Genomic DNA, 26,589 nt, shown 5'->3' with positions numbered 1-26,589 from the left:
AATCCACATTTTTATGCGTGTAACGCTCTTCCATCTACAGCAAGTGCTGCTTCACCAATCGCCTCAGATAATGATGGATGCGGATGAATTGTATGTGCTACTTCCCAAGGTGTTGCATCAAGTACTCTTGCAAGACCAGCTTCAGAAATCATATCTGTTACATGTGGTCCAATCATATGAACACCAAGAATGTCATTTGTCTCTTCATCAACTACAAGTTTTACGAAACCATCTGATTCTCCGTATACAAGTGCTTTTCCGATTGCGCGGAATGAGAACTTACCTACTTTTAACTTATAGCCTTTTTCTTTTGCTTCTTGTTCTGTTAAACCGACAGAAGCAACTTCTGGACTGCTATATACGCATTTTGATACCATAGAGTAATCAATTGGTGTAACTTCTTTCCCTGCAATATGTTCTACTGCAGCAATTCCTTCATGAGAAGCAACGTGAGCAAGTTGCAGGCCACCGATTACATCTCCAATTGCGTAAATATGCGATTCTTTCGTTTGATAAAACTCATTTGTTTGAATGTATCCTTTTTCCACAACGATATCTGTGTTCTCTAAGCCAATATTTTGCGTATTCGCTTGTCTTCCTACAGATACAAGCATTTTTTCTGCTTTAAATTCTTTATTTTCACCATTGTGTTCAGCTTGGATTGTTACTCCATTATCTTTTACCAATGTTTCTGGTAATACTTTTGCACCAGTTACCACTTTAATACCTTTTTTCTTGAATAGACGTTGCATTTCTTTTGAAACGTCTTGATCTTCTAGTGGTAATATCGTTTTCGCATACTCTAATACTGTAACTTCTACACCGAAGTCAGCAAGCATAGATGCCCACTCAATACCGATTACACCGCCACCAACGATAATAATCGAACTAGGAAGCGTTTCCATTTTTAGAGCATGATCTGAAGACATTACGTACTCTCCGTCTAATTCTAAACCTGGTAATGAATTTGGACGAGAACCTGTTGCAATAAGTACATTTTTTGGAATTAACATTTCATTCTCTTCTCCACTTGCAAGTTCAACTGAAATTGTCCCTGGCATCGGAGAGAAAATAGATGGGCCAAGAATACGGCCAATACCTTCAAACACATCAATTTTACCTTGTTTCATTAAATGTTGAACGCCTTTATGAAGCTGCGTTACTATCTTCTCTTTACGCTCTTGTACTTTCGCAAAGTTTAGTTCTACATTGCTCGCAATAACTCCGAACTCTTCGCTTTTTTTAGCAGTTGCATATACTTCCGCACTACGTAAAAGAGCTTTACTAGGAATACATCCTTTGTGTAAACAAGTACCACCAAGATTTTCTTTTTCGACTAGTGCAGTTTTTAACCCTAGTTGTGATGCACGAATTGCAGCAACATATCCACCAGTACCGCCGCCAACGATGACTAAATCATATTCTTTTGCCATTATCTCAACCCCTAGCTACCGTTTCTTTTTCACGTACAACGTATTCTTTTGGAGCTTCTTCTTCACGTAATACACGAAGTGCTCCTTCTGCTAACGCTTCTAACTCATCTTCGCCTGGATGTACGATAACATCTGCAATCCAGTCCACTCGCTCTTTTATTTCATCGACAAGAATTTTACTGTATGCCAGTCCACCAGTTAATACGATTGCATCGATTTTCCCGTGAAGTACAGCGCTAGCTCCGCCAATCTCTTTTGCAACTTGATATGCCATCGCTTTATAAATAAGAGTTGCTTCAGGATCACCTTTTTCAACCATTTTCTCTACTTTAATCGCATCATTTGTACCGATTAAACTTACAAGTCCACCTTGTCCGACAAGCTTTTTAATCATTTCATCTCGGTAATACTCACCCGAGAAACACATTTCTACTAGTTGCCCTACTGGTACTGTACCAGCACGCTCTGGACTAAATGGTCCTTCTCCGTTTAAACCGTTATTCACATCGATTACTCTTCCTTTTTTATGAGCACCAACTGTAATACCACCGCCCATATGTGTAACTAATAAATTTAAATCCTCGTATTTGTGATTTAACTGTTCAGCTACTTTACGAGCAACTGCTTTTTGATTTAATGCATGGAAGATACTTTTGCGTTCCATACCAGCAATACCACTTATACGAGCAACCGGCTCCATCTCATCTACAACGACAGGATCCACAATGAATGCAGGAATGTTTAATCCAGAAGCAATTTCATATGCTAAAATGCCTCCAAGGTTTGAAGCGTGATGACCGCTAAAGCCATTTTTCAAATCTTCTAGCATCGCATCGTTTACTGTATACGTACCGCCTTCGATTGGACGAAGTAATCCACCACGCCCACAAACAGCGTTTAATTTTGAAATGTTAATACCATGAGAATGTAGAACTTCTAAAATCGTTTCTTTTCGAAACTCATATTGGTCGATAATTCTCTTATATTTCCCAATCTGTTCTACGTCATGACGAATCGTTTCTTCTAGAACGGGTCTTTCATTATCAAAAACACCAATTTTTGTGGATGTACTACCTGGGTTAATAACAAGAATTCGATTTACAGACAATGTTGCTACCTCCACTAATAAATTCAAAAGGAAGTGGAAACCTCATAAGAGGTAACCACACCTTTTGTAAAAGTTATATATGAATGATTAGCGACGGCTAATAATATCGTGACCGTTGCGTAAGTAAGTGCTTCGAGAATTTTTCAAGCTTGCAATGCGCTCTTCAGCTAGACGATCTGCCGCTACATAAGTTGCTATGCCATCGCGTTTTGAAATTTCGATTACTTTTGCAATCGTGTCATAAATAGACTCAACACGTTTTAGTGCACGTTCTCTATTGTATCCATATAATTCGTCTGCTACGTTAATTACGCCACCTGCATTAATTACATAATCTGGTGCGTATACAATACCCATTTCATGAATGATGTCACCATGACGATCTTCTTTTAGTTGGTTATTTGCAGAACCTGCGATTACTTTTGCTTTAAGTTGTGGAATAGTTTCATCATTAACTGTTGCGCCTAGTGCACATGGTGCGTAAATATCACATTCAACACCGTAAATTTCATTTGGTTCAACTGCTGACGCACCGAATTCTTCTACAGCACGTTGTACAGCTTCTTTATTAATATCTGTAACGATTAATTTTGCTCCTTCAGCGTGTAAATGTTTGCATAGGTGATATGCTACGTTACCAACGCCTTGAACAGCAATTACTTTTCCTTCTAAATTGTCAGTGCCGAAAGCTTCTTTCGCAGCTGCTTTCATACCACGGTAAACACCGTATGCAGTTACTGGAGATGGGTTACCAGAAGAACCGAATGATGGTGAGATACCTGTTACAAAGTCAGTTTCTTCGTGGATAATATCCATATCATCTACTGTTGTACCAACATCTTCAGCTGTAATGTAACGTCCGTTTAGTCCTTGGATATAACGTCCTAGTGCACGGAACATTGCTTCGCTCTTATCTTTACGAGGATCACCGATAATTACTGTTTTCGCACCACCTAAGTTTAAACCAGCTGCTGCGTTTTTGTATGTCATCCCTTTTGCAAGACGCAATGCATCTTCAATCGCCGCTTCTTCAGAATCATATGTCCACATTCTTGTTCCACCAAGAGCCGGTCCAAGTGTTGTATCATGAATTGCAATAATTGCTTTTAAACCAGATTCTTTATCTTGACAAAATACTACTTGCTCATAATCATATTTTTCTAAGTATTCGAAGATTTCTAATGTCATTGTCGTTTCCCCCTAATGTTTTACCCTTTTTGGTTTATTTTGAAGCAGTCGCAACTGCCAATGCTAATGAATATACTTTTGTTTCTGCTGAATCAGCACGAGATGTTAAAACAATCGGTGCTTTTGCGCCAGCAATCATTGCTCCTACTTTTGCATCCGCAAAGTATACGAGTGATTTATATAGCACATTTCCAGCTTCAATCGTTGGGACGAGTAAAATATCTGCCTTACCTGCTACATCACTTACTATGCCTTTATGCTCTGCTGCAATTTGTGATACTGCATTATCTAAAGCAAGTGGTCCATCAACGATACAATCTTTAATTTGTCCGCGGCGATTCATTTGTGTTAACATCGCTGCATCAATTGTCGCCTGCATCGCTGGATTCACAACTTCTACTGCTGCAATTGGTGCCACTTTTGGCAAGTCGATTCCTATTGCCTGGGCAACTTCTACAGTATTTTGTATAATAGCAGCTTTTTGTGTTACATCAGGTGCGATGTTCATCGCTGCATCTGTAACGAAAATAAGACGATTGTAATTTGGAACTTCAAATGCCGCTACATGTGAAAGTACGCTACCTTTACGTAGGCCCCACTCTTTGTTTAACACAGCCTTCAAAATATTCGCTGTTGGGATGTTCCCCTTCATAAGCACGTCTGCTTCACCATTTCTCACAGCTTTAACAGAAAGTTCTGCAGCCTCTGCACTAGACATTGCTGCAATCACTTCAACATGTTCTGAAGTTTGTAAACCATGTTCTTGTAGCATCCCCATTATTTTTTCTTGATTTCCATATAGACGAAATTGAGCTAGCTGTAATTTAATTGCTTTCGCTACAGCTTCAATTACTTCATGATCTTCAGCTACTGCTACAGCCACAGTTTTTTTAGGCTGCCCTGCTGCTTGATCAATTAAGTATTCTAACTTCATATTTTGTAATCAACCCTTTCCGTCGTCCCTCGTCTATTTATAAAGCAAATACCGTGCCAACTTTTAAAAGTGGTCTTACCAATAATGAAAACGCATTCAAAATGCAGTAAAATCAATACTTTGGAAAATAACAAAATATTCTGTCTTATTTTGTCGCTTTTTGTATACCATGCAATAAATTGCACGGTACGCAATTTATTGCATGCTATTTTTTGCATGGTCATACTTTTCTAGCTTGTAATATAAATTTCGAACGGAAATTCCTAACGCTTTTGCAGTTTGCGTTTTATTCCCATCAAATCTCTCCAAATATTCATGAATAATATTCCCTTCAAACTCTGTCACTAAATGTTCAAGTGGCTTTTCTTCTAATTCAGGTAATAAATGAGATTGCTTTGACTCCACCTGCTCTTCGTTATGTAATGGCGGTAAATGGTGTACATCAATATAGGTCTCGTTATAATTCATAAAGATAATAGCTCTTCCCAGAATATTTTCAAGTTCCCTCACATTCCCTGGCCATTCGTATGATTGTAAATATAAAATGGCTGAATCAGTGAGCCCTTCTACATTACGACCGTAATCTTGATTAATTTTTTGAATCAATCTGTCCGCAATTGTCGGTATATCTCCTTTACGTTGACGAAGAGATGGAATTTGAATTGGGATTTTATTTAATCGATAATATAAATCCTCCCTAAACTTCCCTTCTAGAATAGCCTTTTCTAAATTCACATGCGTCGCTGCAATTACTCGAACATTAATAGGTATCGCTTTCGTTCCACCAACTTTTACAATTTCTTTTTCCTGCAGTACACGAAGGAGTTTCGCTTGTGTATTTGCAGACAACTCCCCTATTTCATCTAAAAAAATACTACCGTTATTTGCTTCCTCAAAGAACCCACGTTTCCCGCCTCTTTTCGCTCCAGAAAACGCCCCTTCCTCATAACCAAATAATTCACTTTCTAACAACGTCTCCGAAATGGCCGCACAGTTTACACGGACGAACTTATTGTATTTTCGATTACTTCCATTATGGATTGCATGTGCAAACAATTCTTTACCAGTCCCAGATTCACCGCGTAACAGTACTGTTGCTGGTGTATTTGCTCCTAGCTTCGCCTGTTCGATAGCTGCCGTTGTTTCATCTGAATTCCCGACAATATCATCAAATGAATATTTCGCTTCTAATGTGCGAATAATTTGCCTTGCTCTATTCAATTCATTTGTTAACTTTTGAATTTCCGACACGTCACGGATAACGCCGACGCTTCCTTTCAATATTCCATCCACAATGACTGGTGCCACGTTTACAATTACATCGCGCTTTTTTTGCCCAATCTTCATATGTATTCCGCGCACCGCACGACGCGTTCGAAGTACTTTCATATGCATACTTTCGCCTTCTACAATATCAGTTGTAGCAGGCTTCCCAATAATATCTTCTTCTGTTAAACCCGTTAATTTCGTATATGCCGGGTTAATGACTAAACCTCTTCCTTTTTCATCCACAACCGAAATTGCTTCTTCAGATGAGTTAATAATTGCCTCTAATAGTGTTTGAATTTCCTTTAAATCTGTAACTTCTTCCGCTAAATCTACAACTTCTGTTATATCTTTAAAAATTGCAAATGCCCCTTGTACCTCTCCGCCCTCTTTTAATATCGGTATACGCGTTGTAATAATTTTCTTTCCATTCTCTAATGTTAGTTCATAATTTACTTCTATTTGTTTCGTACGTATAATGCGAAGTAATTTACTAGTTGGAATGACTTCTAAAATATATTTTCCTATCGCCTCTTCTTTTTTATATCCGATAATACGCTCTGCACTTTTATTAAAAAGACGAACTTGTCCCTCTCGATCAATTACGATCATGCCGTCATGTGTAGAATTTAAAATTAATTCTCCTTGTTGCGTTTGTTCCTCTAATCGCCCAATTAGCCCTTCCTTCTCATGCGCTAATCCTGTAACAATTTTTGCGATATCACCTGGTATAAGAAGAGTGTCTTTTTTCTTTTTTTCCAATAAAACCTTATGCACATCATCTTCACCTGTCATATCAAATATTACATCGATATGCATAGAAAGAAATGGAGTTACACTTTCTCCAATTGCAATCCCGTATTCCTTAGCAATTTGTAGTCCTTTTGCCAACGGATTTATATCAATAATCCCTATAATTTGAAATATATTCGAACTTTGTAACAGATTCAGCAGTGCGCTCCCGCCTTCACCTGCACCAACAATTAATACTTTTTGTTTCATATATTCCACTTCCTCTCGAAGTAACTCTGCAAATTTTTTCACACCCTTATCTTACTCGTTCAGCACCCTCTTGACAAACCCCCTTTCCGTATAACATCATTAAAATATACGAAATAATCTGAAAAGGAGCGTTATGTATGCAGCGTTACGTTGCTCTACTATTAGCACTCATCCCTATTTCATTAGCTGTGTTTGGTATAAAGTTAATGAGAGATACTGTATTCGGGATTCTATTTCCACCAATCTCTATACTGTGGTTACAATTTTTAATCGGCGCTCTCTGCTTCGGGCTCGGGTTTTATATCTTCGGTGGCTTCGTCTTGCACCGAGACCGTAAACGAAATAAAGTACAAGCTCGCTTTAGAAGATAGGAATGCCCCACTATTTATAAATAAAAAAATGAGACCGTTACACGCGGTCTCATTTTTTTATTGGCATTAACGTTCTTGCCGTTTCAGGGTAATCAGTAATAATCGCCGATATATTCATATCAAAATATTTACGCATAAGCGTTTCTTCATTAATTGTATAAGGGCGAACCTCTACACCACTTTCCATCGTTAGTTCGGCAATAGCATCTTGAAGGTAACGATAATTCGGATGTACTGCTGTAGCCCCCATTTTTTTCGCGTATGCCCACGGACTATGCAAACCTTCGCGATATAAAATTGCTGTTTGAATATCAGGAGCCATCATATGGCACCGTTTCATACTGTAGTGATTAAACGAAGAAAATACAACGCGATCCTCTAGACTAAATTTCCGTACAAGCGTTATAACTTCTTCCTCTAAACCTCTGTATGGAATTTTATTATTTTTAAGTTCAATATTAAGTAGCAAACTCGTTTGTTCAAGCCATTCTAATACCTCTTCTAAAAGTGGTATTTTACAAAAACCTACTTTATCACCAAATTTATAACTTGCATCTAACTTGCATAAGTCCTCATATACATAATTCCGAACCGCGCCTTTTCCATTTGTTGTCCGGTCCACCGTTTCATCATGAATGACGACAACTTTTCCATCTTTCGTTAATTGAACATCAAGTTCAATTCCATCCGCTCTAAAAGACTCAGCCGCTTCAAATGAAATCATTGTATTTTCTGGGTACGTTCCAGCCGCACCACGATGTGCAAATATAAGAGTCATCCTCACTCCCCCAATCTTATGCTATACTATACGAAAAAGGAGGTACTTCTATGAGACCATTACAAATCTCTCCAGATACTGCAGTCCGCTTATCAAAAGCACTAGGTGTTCCACTTGAACAACTCATGCATATGCCGCAGCACATTTTAATTCAAAAGCTAGTTGAATTAGAAAAACAAAATAAAGACGAAGAATAATACAGTCCTGTTTTGCAGGACTTTTTATTATTTTCTATTATATCACGGATGCCTTTCCTACTAAAATCCTTTAACAGATGTACTACGATGTGATTTAGCCGTTCCTTCATCATTTAATAATGAATCACATCTTTTCTTTTTTGTTACACGTCATAAAGAAAGCAGACCATTTATTTATAAGTCCCCATTGCGTCCTAAAAACACGATCATAAAAAAACTAGAAGCCCTTTATATTGTTTTTTATTGAACGTGCGGAGCATCCCCTGATTCGTACAGTTCTTTCGCTTTTTCCTCCCCGAATGTAGTTAAAATATAATGTTGCTCTTCTAACGCATCCATTGCTCTAGTTGCTTTACAAACGCTATCTTCTTGAGCATCCGAGAAATAATTGTGATCTTCTACAATTTTACTAAAATCTTTTTTCGCCCATCTATCAGCAATTGCTAAAAGTTCATTTTTCTTCGCAAAGCTACTCTTATTTATAATTTCTTTTAATTTTTTAGCATTACTTTGAATCATTGGGATAGAGCCTGATTTTCGTTCTGCCACCACTTTTTGATGAGTCATGCGAAGCATCGCTGTAATGACTTCGCTTTCAGTAGAATTTTCAGTAACATACACATCAACAAAGACCCCATCCATCTCTCTATCTACTATTATTTGGTCTTCTTTTTTATCTATTTGAGCGCTCACTTCTTTATCTACTGAATTATCTGCAAGTTCTAACATTCCAAATGTAACTGCAATAGCAAGAACTCCCATAGCTGCTACTATTCCTAGCCAAGTTGAAATTTTATTTTCCATTCCCCTTCTCCCTATCTATATCTATTTTATTGCCTTATAAAAAACTCACTTACATGTAATATTACTGAAAATAGGTTTTATTTTCCACACTATCAAATAATCTCTTTTTCCCAACAAAATAAAAAGACCAACGAATTATAATATTCATTGGTCTTTCATTAAAAAGTTTATTGGCTTTAAAATTAACATCGAGCATAGCGTTCCAGCATACATCGGTTTTACTAAAACGAAAACCCATTGCTACTTCTACTCTCAGCTAGCTTTATGTTCAAGTCTCAGCTTATCCGCAACCATTGCGATAAACTCAGAGTTCGTAGGTTTTGCTTTTGACATGGATACTGTATAACCGAATAAGGACGAAATAGAATCAATATTCCCACGGCTCCAAGCTACTTCAATCGCGTGACGAATTGCGCGCTCCACACGGCTTGCTGTTGTATTATATTTCTTTGCGATATCTGGATACAATACTTTCGTAATCGATCCTAATAATTCGATATCGTTGTATACCATGGAGATTGCTTCTCGTAAATACATATATCCTTTAATATGAGCGGGTACACCAATTTCATGAATGATACTCGTAATACTCGCATCTAAGTTTTTCGGTTTTCCATCTACTGTTGTTGCTGATCGGAATGATGGTAGTGGACGTTTAATCATAGCGTTTGCTTTACCACTCACTTGACGAATATGACTCGTTAAATTCTCCATATCAAATGGTTTTAATATGAAATATGAGGCACCTAAGTCAACTGCTTTTTTCGTCACATCTTCTTGGCCAAATGCTGTCAACATAATTACGCTAGGCTGTTTTAACCTTTCAATATGTCGCATTTTCTCCAATACAGCTAAACCATCTAAGTGTGGCATAATAATGTCTAAAACGAGTACATCAGGTTGCTTATCTGTTAATAAGTTTAAACACTCTTGACCATTATAAGCAGTACCGATTACTTCCATATCATCTTGAGCGGCTACATAGCTCTCTAACATTGATACTAGTTCTTTATTATCATCCACAAGACATACTTTAATTTTCTCCACAGCTTTTCCTCCCTTACCGAATCGATTCTCCGACATGTGTATCCTTCTAGGCTACATGAATTGTTCGACAATTGTGTGAAAATTCCCTTTTAAAGTTTCTTACTTTCCGATAAAATCACAAAAAAATATGTTTATCGTTCATTTATTCCCTTTCGCAACACATTCCATCATAGAAATACAACGAAACGTTCAACCCTTTCCTTTTATTTTACAACAAAAAACACCTCTTGCGGAGCTTTTACAAAATTTCAACGAATTTTTCAACAGAAAAAGCGAGCTAATAATATATATTAGCTCGCTTTTTTCTCTTGATCATAAATATTAATTCCAGCTTGATGTAACATCCATTCAATATGAACACCATATCCTGATGTTGGATCATTTACAAATACATGTGTAACAGCACCAATTACTTTTCCATTTTGTACAATTGGACTTCCGCTCATTCCTTGTACGATACCGCCCGTTTTCGCTAATAGACGTTTATCTGTTACTTTTATTACCATACCCTTTGTGGCTGGGAATTTTTGCTGCACTGTACTAACGACTTCAATATCAAACGCTTCTACTTTATCTTGATCAATAACTGTTAATATTTTTGCCGGTCCTTCTTTTACTTGATGAGATAATGCGATAGGCATTGCTTTATCCATTATACCGTTTTTCATATTCGTATTTAATTTTCCAAAAATACCATATGGACTATTAATTGTAATATTGCCAATCACTTCACGGTCTGGTGAGAATCTTGCTAATTTCTCCCCTGGATTCCCATGACTACCTCTTTCAATTGATGTAACTGTCGAGCGCATAATTTGTCCATCTTCGACTTGAATCGGCTTTTTCGTATCATTATCAGAAATAACATGACCAAGTGCCCCATATTTCATAGAATCTGGATGAACAAATGTCATCGTTCCAATTCCAGCTGCCGAATCACGGATATACAAGCCAATTCGATAAGACGATTCACCGTTGTCTTTTTGTGGAGTTAGCTTCGTACGAATATATTTTCCATCTCTTAACAATACAAGATTAAGCGGTTCACCTGTTTCTCCACTATTATGAATAAACGGTGCTACATCACTCATTCTTTCAATTGTTTTACCATTAATTTCAGTAATCATATCTCCAATTTGTACACCTGCTGTTTCACCAGGAGATATTTTACCTTTTTCAGTTTGAATTAAATGATGGCCTACAACAAGTACACCTTTTGTATTTAATTTCACACCAATTGATTGTCCACCTGGAATCACTTTAAAATCTTTTAACACTTTCACATTTACTTTTTTCACTGGAAAACCAGCAAGCTGAAATACCATATCAGCTTCACCATTTTGATGAGAATTTACCATAAGTCCTTGTTTTTGTTCATTCGAACTCACTGTAAATACATGACGATTTGTGGATGAAGCTTTGAAAACTGGTAATGATGATATTTCTGATTGTTGTCCTTCAAAAACAACAAGTTGTTTCGGTGATGAAATAAACGTTCGAAGCGGTTTAAAACATCCAATAAAAACTAAAGAAACAAGGAGACAAAGACCTATTATTTTTCGAAATTTTTCTAATTTCAACTTGTTCACTCTCCTCGCTCCTACCCCACATTCAGCCTCTTGGCTTCACTTTTTAATCTCTCCTTGCAGTGCTTTATTTATAACCGGAAGAATTAAGAAATCGTCATTTGAGAAAAAAAGCTATCCATTACTGGATAGCCTCTGCTGTCTGTTTAAAATGATGCGCTTGCGTAAGTAATTCTTTCGCATGCTCCGTCGTTAAATCTGTGATTTCCACACCAGAAATCATTCGAGCTATTTCAGTTACTTTATCCTCCATAGTTAAAACAGTAACTGATGTAATTGTCCGATCATTCGCTACTTGTTTTCGAATAAATAAATGTGAATCTGCCATTGAAGCTACTTGAGGTAAGTGCGTAATACAAAGTACTTGCGAGTTTACTGATACTCGATAAATTTTTTCCGCAATAGCCTGTGCGACCCGGCCACTTACACCTGTATCCACTTCATCAAAAATAACAGATGCAACTCCTTGATGCTTAGAAAAAATGCTTTTTAAAGCTAAAATGATACGAGATAACTCTCCGCCAGAAGCAACCTTTGAAAGTGGTTTTAGCGGCTCTCCTGGGTTCGTTGAAATATAAAATTCCACATGATCGTAACCATCCGCCGTAAGTCTTACCGGCGCACCTTCCACAAGGGGCTCTTCTGCATTTCCTTCTCTCTTCATAATTCTCACTTCAAATTTCGTTTTTTCCATATATAATTCTTTTAATTCCTGATGAATTGCATTTGTAAGGTGTTCTGCAAGCTCATGACGCATATTACTTAACAACGTTGCTTCTTTCAGAATAACACTTTCTAATTCCTTCAACTGTTTCTTCGTCGTTTCAATATGAACGTCTTTATTTTCAATCGTAAAAATTTCCTGTTCAATTTTATCAGCATACGCTAAAATCTCTTCTACAGTATTTCCATATTTTCTCTTTAGCATACGAATTTCATTCAAACGTGTTTCGATTTCATCTAAACGATTTGGATCATATTCCATCATGTCGAGCTTTTCTCTCAGTTGATAGGCAACCTCTTCTAATAAGTAATAGCTATTTGCAATTGAATCATGATTCTCCTGATACACTTCATCTAAATGTGTAATACTTTCCATTTGCCCCATTGCACTTCTTACATTATCTAACCCTTGTCCGTCGGCACTTAACGAACGATATGCATCACCTAACGCTTTATAAATCTTTTCAAAATTAGAAATTTGCAATCGTTCCTCAGTTAATTCATTTTCTTCATCCATCTTTAAATCCGCCTTGCGAATTTCTTCATGCTGAAATTGAATTAAATCTAAGCGATGTGCCATTTGTTGCTCATTTTCACTTAACGATTTCAATTGTTTTTTTAATTTTTCATAGTCAGCGTATACGTTTTGATATATGTCTAATTGTTTAACGATTCGATCCCCATCAAAGTGATCAAGCATAAACAGATGTCGTTCTTCATTCATTAAATCTTGCGTTTCGTGCTGTCCATGAATATCAACAAGTGTTTTCCCAATTTCTTTTAATACGCTAAGTGTAACAAGTTTCCCATTTACACGACATACACTCTTCCCGTTCGCAGCAATATCACGCTTTAAAATAATCATGCCATCTTCTATTTCTATATCTAACTCTTCTGCCTTTTCAATACATGGATGCTTCTCATCTTCAACATAAAATAGCCCTTCAATCTCAGCCTTTTCTGTTCCATATCGAACAAATTCTGCTGACCCACGGCCACCTACAAGTAAACTAATTGCATCAATAATAATCGATTTTCCGGCCCCTGTTTCACCGCTTAAAACCGTTAAACCTTTTTGAAAAGAAATATTTAATGCTTCAATAATAGCAAAGTTTCTAATCGATAATTCCGATAACAATGCCCCATTCACCTCGTTATAAAATAATCCCTTACTAAAGGATTTTCTCAGTTCTTCATTCAAATAATCATGCTATATATTTGTATGTATATACTCTTCTAACCCGCTTCATTGTACCAAACATTTGTTTTACGGGTCAATCCATCTATTTTCTAACTTTATGCAAACAAAATATTATATTACAATTGAAAATTCATATTTTTAACCAATAAAAATATCTTGTTCACTTTCCACTTTACGATGGAAAGCAAACAAGATTTTTTGTTACAACATATTTAAGAAACGATCAGAGACAACACCTGTATCGTCAGGTGTACGGCAAATAATTAAGCAAGTATCATCACCACAGATGGTTCCGATGATCTCATCCCACTCTAAATGATCAATAAGTGCTCCAAGTGAATGAGCGTTACCAGGCAATGTTTTTAGCACAAGCATATGTCCTGCCGTGTCTAATTTTACAAATGAATCCACTAGATTTCGTTTTAATTTTTGTAACGGGTTAAATCGTTGATCTGCTGGCAAGCTATATTTATAGCGCCCATCATGTAATGGCACCTTCACTAAGTGCAGTTCTTTAATATCGCGCGATACTGTTGCTTGCGTTACATTAAATCCCTCATTACGTAAAATATCAACTAATTCATCTTGTGTTTCAATTTCTTTGTTTGCAATAATTTCCCTGATTTTAATATGGCGCTGACCTTTATTCATACATTTGCACCTCACACTATCTCTTACCATAGTTTAAACATTGGTATACTTCACTTATTTATGTTAACTTATAATTCGTTTCTTGTACACAATTGTTTTTACAATCATTATACAATTACAGCAAAAAGAGGAACAACATATGTTATTCCCCTTTCCCTTTTTGTTTTAGAACTTCATGCGCTTCTGTAACAACTTGCTCTATAGAAATCGGAGAATGATTTTCGCCATTCTCACGTTCACCATGCCATTTCAGATGAATTAAAAATTCAATATTACCATCCCCACCCGTAATTGGTGAGAATGTTAAACCTTCCACATCATAGCCTTCTTTTAAAGCAAACTCGACAATCATTTCTACAACAGCTTCATGTACTTTTCTATCGCGAACGATACCTTTTTTCCCAACTTGCTCTCTTCCAGCTTCAAACTGCGGTTTAATTAACGCTGCTACATCTCCGTTAGGCATAAGCATTGTTTTTAAAACTGGCAGTATAAGCTTTAATGATATAAATGAAACATCAATACTTGCAAATTGAGGTAAACCACGTTCTAAGTCTGCTGGTGTCACGTAACGGAAGTTTGTTCGTTCCATTACAACAACACGCTCATCTTGACGTAATTTCCACGCTAGTTGATTGTATCCTACATCTAATGCATAAGATAATTTCGCTCCATTTTGAAGCGCGCAATCTGTAAAGCCACCAGTTGATGAACCAATATCTATCATAACTTTATCTTGTAAATCAAGATGAAATGTCTCTAATGCCTTTTCAAGTTTATAACCACCACGACTTACATACGGCATAACTTGTCCCTTCACCGTAATCTCAGTATCTTGCGAGATTTTCTCTCCTGGCTTATCAAGTCTCATCTCATTCGCATATACGAGTCCGGCCATAATGGCGCGCTTTGCTTTCTCACGCGTTTCTATAAGTCCTCGCTCTACTAATAGTACATCTACTCTTTCTTTTTTTACGCTCATTTGTTACGCCCTTTTTTGTTTTGATGGAATCATTGTATGAATACGGTCTACAACAGCATCTGTCGTTAAACCAATTTCTTCTAATAATTTTGTTACACTTCCGTGCTCTATGAAGCGATCTGGAATACCCATTCGTTCAACTAATGCACTATGGTAACCATTTTCAGATGCAAATTCAACTACTCCTGTTCCAAAACCACCGATTAAACAAGCTTCTTCAATCGTTAAAATCGGTATATTCTTTCCTAGAAGATCATGTAAATATGCTTCATCCATTGGTTTAATAAAGCGAGCATTCACTACTTTCACTGAAACCCCAGCTTTTTCAAGACGCTCAGCTGCTTCCATTGCCATTGGTATTGTCGTACCAAACGTTAAAATAGCTGCTTGTGTACCCTCTTTTAACGTCTCCCACGTACCGATTGGAATCGCCTTTAATTCTTCATCCATATGAACGCCAAGTCCATTACCGCGCGCATAACGCAATGCGATTGGTCCATCTTCATATTGCATCGCCGTATAAACTAAATGTTGCCCTTCATTTTCATCTTTCGGCATCATAAGCACCATATTCGGCAAGTGACGTAAGAATGAGATATCAAATACGCCTTGATGCGTTTCACCATCTGCTCCTACTAATCCCGAACGATCTATTCCGATGAAAACATTTAAATTTTGGCGGCATATATCATGAACAACTTGGTCATATGCTCTTTGTAAAAATGTTGAATAAATCGCTAAGAATGGCTTCATTCCTTGCGTTGCCATACCTGCTGCCATTGTTGTAGCATGCTGTTCTGCAATACCTACATCAATCATACGATCTGGGAATTCTTTTTGGAATTTCTCAAGTTTTGATCCAACAGGCATTGCAGGTGTAATTGCTACGATACGCTCATCTGCTCTCGCTAGCTTAAGTACTGTTTCACTAACGACAGCACTCCATGCTGGTGCAACTTCTTTCGGCTTAACGAAGTCACCTGATTCAATTTTATAAGGTCCTGTTCCATGCCAAGTTCCAATAACGTCACTCTCAGCCGGTTTATAACCTTTTCCTTTTTTCGTAATAACGTGAACGAGTACTGGGCCTTTTGTTTTTTTTGCATATTGCAACGTTTCGAATAACTTTTCATAATCATGCCCATCGACTGGACCTAAATATGTAAAGCCTAACTCTTCGAAAAAGACACCGGATACTAGTAAATATTTAAGACTATCTTTTATTTTCTCTGCTGTCGCAGCCACTTTCCCGCCAACTGCTGGGATTTTCTTTAATATATACTCTAATTCATCTTTTACCCAGTGATATTTTCCTGCGGTACGTAAACGACCGAGCACATTATGAAGCGCACCAACGTTTGGTGCAATTGACATTTCATTATCATTCAAAATAACAATCATGTCTGTTTTTTCATGTCCAATATGGTTCAATGCCTCTAAAGCCATTCCGCCTGTTAAAGCACCATCTCCAATAATTGGTATAACATATTCTTTCGTTTTCTTTAAATCACGTGCCAGAGCCATTCCCATTGCAGCCGATAACGAAGTCGAGCTATGACCAGTTTCCCATACATCGTGCTCACTCTCACAACGTTTCGGGAAACCACATAGACCTTGATATTGCCTTAATGTGCCAAACTCTTTCGCGCGTCCAGTTAAAATTTTATGTACATAGGATTGATGTCCTACATCCCATAAAAATTTATCTTGCGGGCTATCAAATAATTTGTGCAGAGCAATTGTGAGTTCTACTACACCTAAATTAGGTGCAATATGTCCACCTGTTTGAGAGAGCTCTTCAATTAAAAACTTACGAATATCCTCACTCAATCCCTCTAGTTCACTGATAGACATATCTTTCAAAAAACTAGGGTTTTGAATTTGCGTTAGATCCACATGGATCACTCACTTTCATTTCATAATCTGTCAACATGTCAAATATTATAAAAAACATTTACACAAAACAAGAAATTCTCTTTTCTATTTTTCGTCTTGTCCCGCTATTAACCAGTCTATTGCGCCTTAATCCTATTATAAACCATATTTCTTTAGGCGATGAAAAAAATAGCCGCTAACACAAAGTGATAACGGCAATGTAATCTACATATATTTTTGCCAATAACAAGAAAAGAAAAACCTTTTCCTACATTTATATCATAAAATGATGAATGACTCAACAAATGAAAACGCTGTTATATTAGTTATTACGTTTTGCAATCAAATCACAAATAGATAGTAAATATTCATCTTGTAATTGCAAGGAGCTAATCGCACCTTTTGCTTCTGCAATTGTTTCTTCTAAAATATCCTTTGCTCTATCTACAGTAAACAACGTCGTATATGTGCTCTTTTCATTAGAAACATCACTACCAATCGGTTTTCCAATCTCTTCTTCAGTTCCTTCGACATCTAAAATATCATCTCGAATTTGGAAAGCTAGGCCGATATATTTGGCAAACGTAAGCAACTTTTCTTCTTGCTCTTCTGTCGCATCAGAAAGTATCGCACCCGCAAGTACAGCAAATTCAAGTAGTTTTCCGGTCTTATGTTTATGGATGTACTCCAATTCATCAATCGTAAGGCGTTTCCCTTCCGCTTCCATATCTGCCACTTGTCCGCCAACCATTCCTTCTGGTCCTGCTGCTTTTGCGAGTTCAAGTACAAGCCTTACTTTTTTTTCAGCAGAAATTTCTTTTTGCTCATATGCCATAATAACTTGAAAAGCGTATGTCAATAAGCCATCTCCTGCTAAAACTGCCATCGCTTCACCAAATACTTTGTGATTTGTGGGCTTTCCTCTTCTTAAATCATCATCATCCATACAAGGTAAATCATCATGAACTAACGAATATGTATGAATCATTTCAAGAGCACAAGCTGCACCTACTCCAAGATTTCTTTCTTTCCCAAATGCTTGTAATGTTGCAAACAAAAGTAACGGGCGGAGACGTTTTCCACCCGCTTCCAAAGAATATGCCATCGCTTCACGAAGTACATTTGGACATTGTAATTCATTTGCATAGCTTACAAGTTTTTCTTCTACGAAAGTTTTACTTTCTTTCAAAAAAGTATCAAAAGCAATCGTCACTATGCTTCATCTCCTAAAGCAGTAAACGGTTCAAGCTCTCCATCTTCCCCAAGAATAACTGCCATTTGTTCTTGTACATTCTTCAGCTTCTCATCACAAAGCTTAGATAATTCCATACCTTCTTTAAAATAAGAAATCGCTTCTTCTAAAGGTACGTCACCTTGTTCTAGCTTAGAAACAAGATGCTCAAGTTGCGAAATTGCCTCTTCAAAGCTTAATTTATTTTCCATTATTCAATTCACGCTCCTCTATGCCTGATACGCTACAATCTAGTATTCCATCTTGTAATTGAACTGAAACAGCATCTCCAAGGCTTACATCTTTCACACTTTTTAACACTTGCTTCTCTTCATCATATACAAGCCCGTACCCTCTCATCATTACTTTAAGCGGACTTAACGCTTCAAGTTTTTGAGCAGCTCTTACAAAGGAAAATTCTTTCGTTTGAAGTAACGTTTGCATTTCACGTTGTAATTGCTTTTGCAACGTTTCAACAGCTACCTTCGTTTGCATAATTTTTTGAGATGGGTGGTGCTTCTCTAAATAAAATGAAAGTTGCTTTAACTGATTCACCTTTTTATCAATATAGCGCTCTTTCGCTAAAACAAGCTGTTCTAGCGCTCTATCTAATTGCTCTTCCTTTTGCTCATATACTTGTCTTGGATAACGGAACGCATACGATTTTTGCAACACTTGTAGTTTTTCTTCTTTTTTATGTACTAACTCTCTCATTGCTCTTTGCAATCTCAGAGTTCTTTGTAATACCTTTTCTTGTAACTCTATAATGTTAGGTGCCGCCAGCTCAGCTGCTGCAGTCGGTGTTGGCGCGCGTAAATCTGCAACAAAATCTGCGATTGTAAAATCCGTTTCATGGCCTACTGCCGAAATAATAGGAATTTCACTCTTAAAGATTGCTCTTGCAACCATTTCCTCATTGAAAGCCCATAATTCCTCAATAGAACCTCCACCACGACCAACGATTAGTACATCTATCTCTCCCATTTCATTCGCTGTACGAATCGCTTGTACAATCGAGGGAGCCGCTGACTCCCCTTGTACAAGTACCGGAAATACAATAACATTCCCAATTGGATAACGACGTTTAATCGTTGTTATAATATCACGAATCGCTGCTCCTGTTGGCGACGTAATCACACCTATTGTTTTAGCGTAAGGAGGAATCGCTTTTTTATAAACTTGAGAAAAAAGTCCTTCTTCTTCTAAACGAACTTTTAACTGTTCGTACGCTAAATGTAAATTTCCGACTCCGTCAGGCTGCATATCTTGAATATAAATTTGATAAGAACCACTCGCCTCGTAAACAGAGATTTTCCCTTTCACGAGTACCTTCATCCCATTTTCAGGTTTGAATTTAATATTACGATTATGGCCCGCAAACATAACCGCTGCGATTCTTGCATTTTCATCTTTCAATGTAAAATACATGTGGCCACGGCTATGATTTTTAAAGTTGGAAATTTCACCTTTTAACCAAACAGACTGCAAATGCGGATCATATTCTATTTTTGTTTTTATATAGCGTGTTAACGCTGTAACGGTTAAATATTGCTTCTCCATTTCTCTCTCCTCATAGCCGACTCAAATTATTTACAAACGACACCTGCACGTTTTGCAGATTCAACAGTATTATGAAGAAGCATTGTGATTGTCATTGGACCAACACCCTTTGGCACAGGTGTAATGTAACCCGCAACATCTAACACGTTGTCAAAGTCAACATCACCACAAAGTTTTCCTGTTTCTAAGCGGTTAACACCAACGTCAATTACAACCGCTCCTTCTTTAATATAATCCACTGTTATCATTTTAGGTCGTCCAACAGCTACGATTAAAATATCAGCTAACTTCGATAACTCTTTCATATTTTGCGTCTTAGAATGACAATATGTGACAGTTGCATTTTCATTTAAAAACAATTGCCCCACTGGTTTACCGACAATATTACTTCTTCCAATTACTACTACATGTTTCCCAGAAATATCAAGATTTGTTTCTTTTACTAATTCTACAATACCATGCGGTGTACATGGAAGGAATGTATCTTGTCCCGTCATCATGCGTCCCACGCTGATTGGGTGAAATCCGTCTACATCCTTTTCTGGTGAAATTCTTTCAATGATAGCTTTTTCTTCAATATGTTTTGGTAAAGGTAATTGCACTAATATGCCATTAATACGGTCATCGCCATTTAGGCGATCGATTTCAGCAAGCAAACGTTCCTCAGTAATTGTTTCAGGAAGTTCAATTAGCTCTGAGTAAATCCCTACTTGTTCACAGCCTTTTTCTTTTCCTTTCACATAAGAACGAGATGCTGGATCTTCTCCAACTAAAATAACTGCTAATCCTGGTACAATACCTTGCTCTTTCAACTTCACAACTTCTTCTGTTAATTGTGCTCGTTTTTTCTCCGCAACTTCATTTCCTTTGATGATTACTGCTACCATTTTAAGATTCCCCCTTAAAGAATTTACAGTGTATCTTTTATATTAGATAAAACGCCGTTAATAAAACGACGAGATTCCTCATCCCCAAATGTTTTTGCAATTTCAATTGCTTCGTTAATTGTTACGTTATGTGGAATTTCTTCCATGTACTTCATTTCATACACAGCTACACGTAAAATACTGCGATCAACAATACTAATACGCTCAAGCTTCCACTTTTTTAAGTTTTGACGAATCGCTTCATCGATTGCTTCTTTATTTTCTACAAAACCTACTACAAGTGACTCTAGAAACTCATTTGTTTCTTCGCCTTCATCTAGCGTGTTTTCCACTGCTACTTTCGGTTCTAATTCACCTGTAATATCCATTTGGTATAATGCTTGCATTGCTCTTTCTCTAGCCGTCCTACGTTTCATTGTAACTCTCCTTTATGCTTCAAGTCTTTCCTTATACTTTGTTATATTATTATAATTTATAAGCCGTCAATTCACTTACTCTTACAGTTTTCATTGATTTTCCAACCTTATAATACAATGATAATAACACAATTTATCGTTTCACACACGGGTTACAAGGCTGAAAAATAATAAAAAGATTAACTTCAAGTTCCATATCTTATCACAATGTACGTTTTTTGGAAAAACGACACATTTTCTTGTTTATTTCTTATTTTTTGAAATAGTATAATAATTAGAGGGTTGTAATTTGTGAAGAAATGAAACGATAAAAAAGATGCCTATGTTACTAGGCACCTTTTCATTCTTACACTGGTTCGATTTCTGTTTTTTGTGTTTCGAATGTTACGCCAACGATGTGAACATTCACTTCTTTTGGCTCAAGTCCTGTCATTGTAAAGAGTGCTTGGCGAATATTGTCTTGAATCTTTTGTGCAACAACTGGAATTGCTACACCAAAATACATTACAACATAAAGGTCAACGATAATATCTTCGTTTGCTAATTCAACCTTTACACCTTTACCATGATTTTTCTTACCTAACTTCTCAACAACATCTGTAGCAAAATTACCGCGCATTGCCGCTACACCTTCTACTTCAGCAGCTGCAATACCTGCAATTACTTCAATTACTTCTGGTGCAATTTCTACTTTACCAAGAGTTGTATCTTGACCCATATCTAACATATGTTCAGCCATGAAAAAAACCTCCTTTAATGTATCACTGCGTCACAAGTTCATGCTCTTCCAAAAATTTCGTATTAAACTCACCTTTTACAAAATCAGGATGATCTAGCAATTGCAAATGGAACGGGATTGTTGTATGTACGCCTTCAATGACAAATTCACTAAGTGCGCGCTTCATTTTTGCAATTGCCTCTTCACGTGTTTTTCCGTGAACAATTAATTTAGCAACCATCGAATCATAGAAAGGTGGGATTGAATATCCCGGATATACAGCTGAATCGACGCGAATACCAAATCCTCCTGGTGGTAAGTACATTTCTACTTTACCTGGAGATGGCATAAATTTTTTGGCAGGGTTTTCCGCATTAATTCGACATTCAATTGCCCAACCATTAAATTGTACTTCTTCTTGCTGTAACGATAACTTTTCTCCTGAAGCAACAAGAATTTGTTCTTTAATTAAGTCCATTCCTGTTACCATTTCAGTAACCGGATGCTCAACCTGAATTCTCGTATTCATCTCCATGAAGTAAAAGGTTTTCGTTTTATATTCATAAATAAACTCAACCGTACCAGCACCTGTATAATCAACCGCTACCGCCGCTTTAACTGCCGCTTCACCCATCTGCTTGCGAATCTCTTCATCAAGTGCAGGTGATGGACTTTCTTCTAATAGTTTTTGCAAACGGCGCTGAATTGTACAATCACGCTCTCCTAAATGAATGGCATTTCCGTGTGTATCTGCCATTATTTGAATCTCAACATGGCGGAAATCTTCAACGTACTTTTCTAAGTATACACCAGGGTTCCCAAAAGCGGTACTAGCTTCTTGCTGTGTAATTTGAATTCCTTTTATAAGCTCTTCTTCATGGCGTGCAACACGAATACCTTTTCCGCCGCCACCTGCAGTCGCTTTAATAATAACTGGATATCCAATTTGATTAGCAAGCTCAATCGCTTCTTCGGTATTTTTAATAATCCCTTGTGAACCTGGTACAATCGGAACCCCTGCTTCTTTCATTGTATCACGAGCAACGTCTTTTGTGCCCATCTTTGAAATAGCTTCTGGACTTGGACCGATAAAAATCAAGTTACATTCACGGCATAACTCTGCGAAATCTGCATTCTCTGCTAAAAATCCGTATCCCGGATGAATAGCATCGCAGCCTGTTAACTTCGCAACGCTAATAATGTTCGTCAAATTTAAATAGCTTTCTTTCGAAATCGTTGGTCCTACACAATACGCCTCGTCTGCAATCTGTACGTGAAGTGACTCTTTATCTGCTTCTGAATAAATTGCAACTGTTTCAATATCCATTTCTTTACAAGCACGAATAATTCGTACAGCAATTTCCCCACGATTGGCTATTAATACTTTTTTTATCATCACAAAGACTCCCTTATTACGCTTTTACAAGAAATAGCGGTTGTCCATATTCAACAAGCTGTCCGTTATTAACAAGAATTTCAACAATTTCGCCCTCTACATCAGCATCAATTTCGTTAAATAACTTCATAGCCTCGACAATACATACGATAGAATCTTTCGATACTCTATCCCCAACACTTACATATGGAGGTGTATCAGGCGAAGAAGAAGAATAGAATGTACCTACCATCGGTGATGTGATTTTATGTAGGTTTTCATTTTGAACAACCTTCTTCTCTTCTTGTTTTGGCGCTTCTGCTTGCGCTGCTGCTACTGTCGTTTCAACTTCAACAGGCGCTACTGGTTGCATAGCTTGTTTTGCTGCAGGTGCTTGCACAGCAACAACTTCATTACCACGCTTTTTCATTTTGATTGTTGTACCGTCTTTTTTGTATTCAAATTCATCAATATTAGAGCTATCAATTAATTTAATTAATTCACGAACTTCTTGAATTTTAAACATGTAAAATCCACTCCCATACTCTTGTTTGTCCCGTTTTTACAGATTCTCGTCACGAAAACTAGATTGACTGTAAAAATACGATGTACTCTATTAGAAAATATATTTCATTAACTAATAGAAATATTTACTATTTCCATCTTACGATAAATTTTTTAAACATTCCAATTTATATTTCTTTATAATAAATCGAAATTCCTGTAAAAATATTATTCCAATAAAAAAATTAATACCTAGTAATAATACCAAGTTTCACATGAAATTGGCAAGACCACTTCTTAAAAAACATTCACTACTTTTGCAAAACGTTACAAAGCAAACATGCCATTCCCTCCTCACTCTTCACCACACCTATAGTCAATAACATATTTTTACCAAATATTATTTTTTTGTTTACACGCCGTTCATCATTCCTTCATGTAAGAATAGTATGTTCAAAGTGTAGAAAATATATTGTGTTGAGGTGTGGAAATATGATATGGCTCATTCTCTTTTTACCTGCCGTAATCGTTTGGGCATGCGTTCTTTTCATCCACGTCAAATCCGGAAAAAGTAATCATCAGTACCATGAACCATTAATTTTTTACTCACAACGTGTTTCTCCATTCCGAGTTGAACATAATAAAAATAAATACAAAGACGAAATAGAAAAAAGCTATCGAAAATGATAGCTTTTTTCTATTCACACGCTTACTTACATACTCTATTTTACTATTTGCATACCTTTTGCTTAGTAAAAGATAATAATCCGCAGGGAAATCCCTACGGATTAAAGTTTCACTTATTTCGCTGGTGGATCAAATTTCACACCTACATCTTTTGATCCACCTTCACTTCTTACAAGTTGAATAATTTTATTTGCTTCTTTCTGTGAATGTTTTGCCGCTTTAACCGTTACTCTAATATCAGTACCATCAGCTCTTACAAGAGCATCTGGATATCCTCCTTGAGATTTAATTACTGTCTCAAGTAATTCTTGCTTCGTTTCCATTGTAGTGATTGCATCAAAGTTATCTTTCGCTTTACTCTTTTCTGTCGCTGAAGATTTCGAAGAATTCATCACTTCTTGTAATTTTGCTTTCTCTTCACTACGCTGATCTTCCATTTGCATACGTAAAGCTGTGAAATTCTCATCACTTGATTGAACTGATACATTACCCTCTTTTTTACTTGTTTCTTTTTTTGCATTTTCTTTTTTGTCTGTTTCTTTATTTGTTGTTTCCTTGCTTGTATTTTCTTTTTTCGGAGTTTCTTTAGGCGCTTCGTTTGTTACCGCTTTATCAGTACCTTGTTTTTCTTGTCCAATCTTTTCACCTGTTGCTGGCGATGCTGTATTCATTTTGTCAGGAGTTGTCACGTAATACACAGATAGTACAACAACTAAACTTAACATCGTTAATAACCAAACTGTTTGTTTTTTTAACACTTTATTTCCTCCCTATCAATTTTTCGGTGAAACTGAAACGCGATGGGCCGGTACATCTAGCAGCCTTATCACAGCTTCTTTTACCATTGCTTTAACTTGTATATTATCCACTCCCTTTGCTACGACAAGAACACCACGTACTTTCGGCTTCTCTGTTCGTAAAACAACAGGAGTTTCTTTATCCCCTTCACGTATAATGACGGTCTTTTCATCAAGAGACTCGTCCTCTACTTCTCTCTTACCGCCTGTTTTATCTGTTTCACCTGTTGTTTGTGAGCGTTTCACTGTATTTTTTTCTAAAATTTTTTCTTCAGATGAATCTAAATTCACTTTAATCGTTACGTCTTTTACTCCTGCTATTTCTTCTAAAGCAGTTTTTAATTCTTGTTCATACGCTTTTTCATATTTTTCTACATTTGACATACTATCATTACTTTTTTGTCCGAAAGTTGGTACGTCTTTTTCTTGGTTTTGAGTTTTTTGTTCTTTAAATACAGGTACTTCTTCTTTTTCACTTGAAAAGAGACTACTAGAAAACATAAGCAAAATTCCAAGTATGAGTAGGACAAGTAAAAACTTAGGTGTTACCTTTTTACCCTTCTCGTTGCTTTCTTTTTGATCCCCATTCAATAAGTTTCGAAAAAATGAGAACTTCGAATTTTTATCTTTATTGTCCATTTACTCTACCTGTCCTCCCTTCCATTTGAACTTGGATTTGTTTACTCTCTAGTTGCCACCTGCTTGAAAAGAAATCTTTCATTTCTACATTCGTTTCTTCCACTTTTTTTGGAGGCTCTTTCGTGTTAATTTCAATTGGCTTTACTGTTTCAATTGCATCATTTTTACTACGTTCTTTTTCTTTCAACGTCACAACAACAGATTGAATATCTTTCGCTGACTTTACTTCTTCTGTATTTTCTGCTGCGACTATTTGTATTTCAGAGACAGTCATACCATACTTTTTCTCAAACTCTTTTCCTACTTCTTTTTTCATTTTGGTAGCCATCTCTTCTAAACTATATGCACGTGTTAGAGCTTGTATTTCTTTTTTCTTCGAATCTATTGAATTTTTTACAGATCCTTCTGCTACGTACTTTTCTTCATTAAAATTTGCAATTACTTCATTTACATCTGTCTGCAATAGTTTAAAAAGAGGTGTTAAAATTAATACGACTAACAAAAGACTTACAACGAATTTAACGTATTTTTGCAAATTCGAATTTGGAAGAATAAGATGAAGCATTGTCGCTAAGAGCAAAAAAACGATAATATTTCTGATCCACTCTGTAACAAATTGCATACTCTTC

At 36.7% G+C, this 26,589-nt stretch carries 27 protein-coding genes; 3 read left to right on the top strand and 24 right to left on the bottom strand.

The features are described from left to right. Positions 1–11: 11 nt before the first annotated feature. The 5 genes from lpdA to ACS2QP_RS01170 all read right to left on the bottom strand — a co-directional run bounded on the left by lpdA (position 12) and on the right by ACS2QP_RS01170 (position 6,931). Entirely contained in the window at positions 12–1,433 is a 1,422-nt protein-coding gene (lpdA, locus tag ACS2QP_RS01190; protein ID WP_001051289.1) for a dihydrolipoyl dehydrogenase, read from the bottom strand. Positions 1,434–1,437: 4 nt separating this feature from the next. Next, positions 1,438–2,541, bottom strand: coding sequence for a butyrate kinase (buk, locus tag ACS2QP_RS01185; RefSeq protein ID WP_000115780.1), 1,104 nt, complete (start codon positions 2,539–2,541; stop codon positions 1,438–1,440). An 87-nt stretch (positions 2,542–2,628) separates the two neighbouring features. Beyond that, entirely contained in the window at positions 2,629–3,729 is a 1,101-nt protein-coding gene (locus ACS2QP_RS01180) for a leucine dehydrogenase (RefSeq protein WP_000171355.1), read from the bottom strand. Positions 3,730–3,763: 34 nt separating this feature from the next. Beyond that, complete coding sequence (yqiS, locus tag ACS2QP_RS01175; protein WP_086386153.1) at positions 3,764–4,663, bottom strand: phosphate butyryltransferase; 900 nt, start codon at positions 4,661–4,663, stop codon at positions 3,764–3,766. Between the two features lie 195 nt (positions 4,664–4,858). Then, on the bottom strand, positions 4,859–6,931 hold the full coding sequence (locus ACS2QP_RS01170) for a sigma-54 interaction domain-containing protein (RefSeq protein WP_033666632.1): 2,073 nt from the start codon (positions 6,929–6,931) through the stop codon (positions 4,859–4,861). A 137-nt stretch (positions 6,932–7,068) separates the two neighbouring features. Here ACS2QP_RS01170 and ACS2QP_RS01165 point away from each other — a divergent pair, with 137 nt between their 5' ends. Then, positions 7,069–7,302, top strand: a complete 234-nt coding sequence (locus tag ACS2QP_RS01165; RefSeq protein WP_001190211.1) for a DUF2627 domain-containing protein — start codon at positions 7,069–7,071, stop codon at positions 7,300–7,302. A gap of 49 nt (positions 7,303–7,351) precedes the next feature. On the opposite strand, the gene ACS2QP_RS01160 is transcribed toward ACS2QP_RS01165, so the two are convergent. Next, complete coding sequence (locus tag ACS2QP_RS01160; protein ID WP_061457699.1) at positions 7,352–8,080, bottom strand: glycerophosphodiester phosphodiesterase; 729 nt, start codon at positions 8,078–8,080, stop codon at positions 7,352–7,354. A 50-nt stretch (positions 8,081–8,130) separates the two neighbouring features. On the opposite strand from ACS2QP_RS01160, the gene ACS2QP_RS01155 reads away from it, so the two are divergent. After that, on the top strand, positions 8,131–8,277 hold the full coding sequence (locus ACS2QP_RS01155; RefSeq protein ID WP_001247671.1) for a YycC family protein: 147 nt from the start codon (positions 8,131–8,133) through the stop codon (positions 8,275–8,277). A 240-nt stretch (positions 8,278–8,517) separates the two neighbouring features. Here ACS2QP_RS01155 and ACS2QP_RS01150 read toward each other — a convergent pair whose 3' ends face one another. The 15 genes from ACS2QP_RS01150 to accB form a co-directional block, all read right to left on the bottom strand. Beyond that, positions 8,518–9,081: a PRK06770 family protein gene (locus ACS2QP_RS01150; RefSeq protein WP_438882102.1), complete on the bottom strand. Its 564-nt coding sequence runs from the start codon at positions 9,079–9,081 to the stop codon at positions 8,518–8,520. A 252-nt stretch (positions 9,082–9,333) separates the two neighbouring features. Further along, positions 9,334–10,128, bottom strand: a complete 795-nt coding sequence (gene spo0A, locus ACS2QP_RS01145) for a sporulation transcription factor Spo0A (protein ID WP_011110369.1) — start codon at positions 10,126–10,128, stop codon at positions 9,334–9,336. A 290-nt stretch (positions 10,129–10,418) separates the two neighbouring features. After that, positions 10,419–11,717 (bottom strand): SpoIVB peptidase, encoded by a 1,299-nt coding sequence (gene spoIVB, locus ACS2QP_RS01140; RefSeq protein WP_002000940.1) that lies wholly within the window; start codon positions 11,715–11,717, stop codon positions 10,419–10,421. A 118-nt stretch (positions 11,718–11,835) separates the two neighbouring features. After that, complete coding sequence (gene recN / locus ACS2QP_RS01135; protein WP_113303288.1) at positions 11,836–13,575, bottom strand: DNA repair protein RecN; 1,740 nt, start codon at positions 13,573–13,575, stop codon at positions 11,836–11,838. Between the two features lie 264 nt (positions 13,576–13,839). Beyond that, positions 13,840–14,289, bottom strand: a complete 450-nt coding sequence (argR, locus tag ACS2QP_RS01130; RefSeq protein WP_001032580.1) for an arginine repressor ArgR — start codon at positions 14,287–14,289, stop codon at positions 13,840–13,842. A 142-nt stretch (positions 14,290–14,431) separates the two neighbouring features. Continuing rightward, entirely contained in the window at positions 14,432–15,271 is an 840-nt protein-coding gene (locus ACS2QP_RS01125; protein WP_000111875.1) for a TlyA family rRNA (cytidine-2'-O)-methyltransferase, read from the bottom strand. Positions 15,272–15,274: 3 nt separating this feature from the next. After that, positions 15,275–17,167 (bottom strand): 1-deoxy-D-xylulose-5-phosphate synthase, encoded by a 1,893-nt coding sequence (dxs, locus tag ACS2QP_RS01120; RefSeq protein WP_000366452.1) that lies wholly within the window; start codon positions 17,165–17,167, stop codon positions 15,275–15,277. A 301-nt stretch (positions 17,168–17,468) separates the two neighbouring features. Beyond that, positions 17,469–18,359 carry a (2E,6E)-farnesyl diphosphate synthase gene (ispA, locus tag ACS2QP_RS01115; protein WP_438882101.1) on the bottom strand — a complete coding sequence of 297 codons (891 nt, stop codon included), beginning with the start codon at positions 18,357–18,359 and terminating at the stop codon, positions 17,469–17,471. Beyond that, a complete protein-coding gene (xseB, locus tag ACS2QP_RS01110; protein WP_000428423.1) occupies positions 18,359–18,589 on the bottom strand; it encodes an exodeoxyribonuclease VII small subunit in 231 nt (76 codons plus the stop codon). The genes ispA and xseB overlap by 1 nt, the downstream gene beginning before the upstream one ends. Further along, positions 18,579–19,937 (bottom strand): exodeoxyribonuclease VII large subunit, encoded by a 1,359-nt coding sequence (xseA, locus tag ACS2QP_RS01105; RefSeq protein WP_438882100.1) that lies wholly within the window; start codon positions 19,935–19,937, stop codon positions 18,579–18,581. The genes xseB and xseA overlap by 11 nt, the downstream gene beginning before the upstream one ends. A gap of 26 nt (positions 19,938–19,963) precedes the next feature. Continuing rightward, positions 19,964–20,824, bottom strand: coding sequence for a bifunctional methylenetetrahydrofolate dehydrogenase/methenyltetrahydrofolate cyclohydrolase FolD (gene folD, locus ACS2QP_RS01100; RefSeq protein ID WP_153580655.1), 861 nt, complete (start codon positions 20,822–20,824; stop codon positions 19,964–19,966). Between the two features lie 23 nt (positions 20,825–20,847). After that, a complete protein-coding gene (gene nusB, locus ACS2QP_RS01095; RefSeq protein WP_000830247.1) occupies positions 20,848–21,240 on the bottom strand; it encodes a N utilization substance protein NusB in 393 nt (130 codons plus the stop codon). Positions 21,241–21,586: 346 nt separating this feature from the next. After that, positions 21,587–21,979 (bottom strand): Asp23/Gls24 family envelope stress response protein, encoded by a 393-nt coding sequence (locus ACS2QP_RS01090; RefSeq protein WP_000807630.1) that lies wholly within the window; start codon positions 21,977–21,979, stop codon positions 21,587–21,589. Positions 21,980–22,001: 22 nt separating this feature from the next. Further along, the gene (gene accC / locus ACS2QP_RS01085) at positions 22,002–23,354 is read right to left on the bottom strand and encodes an acetyl-CoA carboxylase biotin carboxylase subunit (RefSeq protein WP_000592871.1); all 1,353 of its coding nucleotides are present in this window, start codon (positions 23,352–23,354) and stop codon (positions 22,002–22,004) included. Between the two features lie 16 nt (positions 23,355–23,370). Beyond that, positions 23,371–23,859 (bottom strand): acetyl-CoA carboxylase biotin carboxyl carrier protein, encoded by a 489-nt coding sequence (accB, locus tag ACS2QP_RS01080; RefSeq protein WP_119683917.1) that lies wholly within the window; start codon positions 23,857–23,859, stop codon positions 23,371–23,373. 470 nt (positions 23,860–24,329) lie between these two features. On the opposite strand from accB, the gene ACS2QP_RS01075 reads away from it, so the two are divergent. Further along, the gene (locus ACS2QP_RS01075) at positions 24,330–24,524 is read left to right on the top strand and encodes a hypothetical protein (protein WP_000638001.1); all 195 of its coding nucleotides are present in this window, start codon (positions 24,330–24,332) and stop codon (positions 24,522–24,524) included. 113 nt (positions 24,525–24,637) lie between these two features. Here ACS2QP_RS01075 and ACS2QP_RS01070 read toward each other — a convergent pair whose 3' ends face one another. Genes ACS2QP_RS01070 through spoIIIAF form a run of 3 tightly spaced genes read right to left on the bottom strand, consistent with a single transcriptional unit; the run spans position 24,638 to position 26,582 of the window. Further along, on the bottom strand, positions 24,638–25,282 hold the full coding sequence (locus ACS2QP_RS01070; protein ID WP_000914709.1) for a SpoIIIAH-like family protein: 645 nt from the start codon (positions 25,280–25,282) through the stop codon (positions 24,638–24,640). Between the two features lie 15 nt (positions 25,283–25,297). Next, the gene (spoIIIAG, locus tag ACS2QP_RS01065; protein WP_098294573.1) at positions 25,298–25,960 is read right to left on the bottom strand and encodes a stage III sporulation protein AG; all 663 of its coding nucleotides are present in this window, start codon (positions 25,958–25,960) and stop codon (positions 25,298–25,300) included. After that, complete coding sequence (gene spoIIIAF / locus ACS2QP_RS01060) at positions 25,950–26,582, bottom strand: stage III sporulation protein AF (protein ID WP_074789160.1); 633 nt, start codon at positions 26,580–26,582, stop codon at positions 25,950–25,952. The genes spoIIIAG and spoIIIAF overlap by 11 nt, the downstream gene beginning before the upstream one ends. Between the last annotated feature and the right edge of the window lie 7 nt (positions 26,583–26,589).

The sequence above is a fragment of the Bacillus cereus group sp. Bce019 genome (assembly GCF_051781745.1).
GTDB classification, from domain to species: Bacteria; Bacillota; Bacilli; order Bacillales; family Bacillaceae_G; genus Bacillus_A; species Bacillus_A cereus.
The sequence above is the reverse complement of the archived record's forward strand: the minus strand, read 5'-3'. Positions and strand labels throughout refer to the sequence as shown.